This window comes from Weissella kandleri (assembly GCF_001438705.1).
GTDB classification, from domain to species: Bacteria; Bacillota; Bacilli; order Lactobacillales; family Lactobacillaceae; genus Weissella; species Weissella kandleri.
On sequence record NZ_JQBP01000003.1, the window covers coordinates 284,966 to 286,295 of the forward strand.

Below are 1,330 nucleotides of genomic sequence, written 5' to 3' on the forward strand. Positions count from 1 at the left end.
AACATATTACCGATATAATATGTTAAGCGGACGACGGGAATCGAACCCGCATTCCCAGCTTGGAAGGCTGGAGCACTAGCCATTGTACCACATCCGCAATACCAACTCATTATACCATGATGATCAACTGTCTGCAACTGTTAATCAGCAAAGCGGACGACGGGAATCGAACCCGCATTCCCAGCTTGGAAGGCTGGAGCCCTAGCCATTGTACTACATCCGCTTATTAAATTTAAATGGAACAAGGTGTCCCAATGGCGCGGGAGGGAACCGACCCCCCGACACTACGAGCTTCAATCGTATGCTCTACCAACTGAGCTACCGAGCCATTAACGGTCACAACGGGGCTCGAACCCGTGATCTCCTGCGTGACAGGCAGGCGTCCTAGCCAACTAGACCATGCGACCAATTGCGGGTGTAGGATTTGAACCTACGACCTTCGGGTTATGGGCCCGACGAGCTACCAGACTGCTCCAACCCGCGATAATAATAAATGAAGCAAAGGAGATGGTGGGATTCGAACCCACGCGCCGGTTTCCCGACCTGACGGTTTTCAAGACCGTTCCCTTCAGCCAGACTTGGGTACATCTCCAGTATTAATCAACAGGACCTGCTTCAATGGACCCTGTCGGACTTGAACCGACGACCGGACGGTTATGAGCCGTCTGCTCTAACCAACTGAGCTAAAGGTCCTTGGCTAAGCCAATCGCGGCGGGGGGAATCGAACCCTCGACCTCCCGGGTATGAACCGGACGCTCTAGCCAGCTGAGCTACACCGCGAATACAATATTTCAAACGAAACACTATATCAATCGGGACGACAGGATTCGAACCTGCGACCCCCTGGTCCCAAACCAGGTGCTCTACCAAGCTGAGCTACATCCCGATATTAAATTAAAATAATCAAAATAATTGATTAATGCACCTGGCAGGACTCGAACCTGCAACCTTCTGATTCGTAGTCAGACACTCTATCCAGTTGCGCTACAGGTGCATATTATATTGAAATGCTGGATACCGGAATCGAACCGGTACGATGTTTCCATCGGGGGATTTTAAGTCCCCTGCGTCTACCTATTCCGCCAATCCAGCGATGCCGACTAAAGGACTCGAACCTTCGACCCCCGCTTTACAAGAGCGATGCTCTACCAACTGAGCTAAGTCGGCAATACCATTGCCATAAAAATACATAAACTGGGCAATGGGTCGTCAGGGGCTCGAACCCTGGACCCATGGATTAAAAGTCCACTGCTCTACCAACTGAGCTAACGACCCAATGGACGTTACAGGGATCGAACCTGTGACCCCCTGCTTGTAAGGCAGGTGCTCT

At 51.2% G+C, this 1,330-nt stretch carries 13 tRNA genes; all 13 read right to left on the minus strand.

The annotated features are described in order from the left end of the window. Positions 1 to 25 precede the first annotated feature (25 nt). The 13 genes from IV73_RS04575 to IV73_RS04635 all read right to left on the minus strand — a co-directional run bounded on the left by IV73_RS04575 (position 26) and on the right by IV73_RS04635 (position 1,275). A tRNA-Gly gene (locus IV73_RS04575) sits at positions 26 to 97 on the minus strand. Between the two features lie 54 nt (positions 98 to 151). After that, a tRNA-Gly gene (locus IV73_RS04580) sits at positions 152 to 223 on the minus strand. 32 nt (positions 224 to 255) lie between these two features. Then, a tRNA-Phe gene (locus tag IV73_RS04585) sits at positions 256 to 328 on the minus strand. Positions 329 to 333: 5 nt separating this feature from the next. Next, positions 334 to 407: transfer RNA gene (locus IV73_RS04590), tRNA-Asp, on the minus strand. A gap of 2 nt (positions 408 to 409) precedes the next feature. Then, a tRNA-Met gene (locus tag IV73_RS04595) sits at positions 410 to 483 on the minus strand. 19 nt (positions 484 to 502) lie between these two features. Beyond that, positions 503 to 592 (minus strand) — tRNA-Ser (locus IV73_RS04600). A 27-nt stretch (positions 593 to 619) separates the two neighbouring features. Further along, positions 620 to 693, minus strand: a tRNA-Ile gene (locus IV73_RS04605). Positions 694 to 706: 13 nt separating this feature from the next. Then, positions 707 to 780: transfer RNA gene (locus tag IV73_RS04610), tRNA-Met, on the minus strand. A gap of 32 nt (positions 781 to 812) precedes the next feature. Beyond that, positions 813 to 886 (minus strand) — tRNA-Pro (locus tag IV73_RS04615). A 34-nt stretch (positions 887 to 920) separates the two neighbouring features. Beyond that, positions 921 to 994: transfer RNA gene (locus IV73_RS04620), tRNA-Arg, on the minus strand. 14 nt (positions 995 to 1,008) lie between these two features. Continuing rightward, positions 1,009 to 1,092, minus strand: a tRNA-Leu gene (locus IV73_RS04625). A gap of 2 nt (positions 1,093 to 1,094) precedes the next feature. Further along, positions 1,095 to 1,167: transfer RNA gene (locus IV73_RS04630), tRNA-Thr, on the minus strand. 35 nt (positions 1,168 to 1,202) lie between these two features. Then, a tRNA-Lys gene (locus IV73_RS04635) sits at positions 1,203 to 1,275 on the minus strand. Positions 1,276 to 1,330 lie beyond the last annotated feature (55 nt).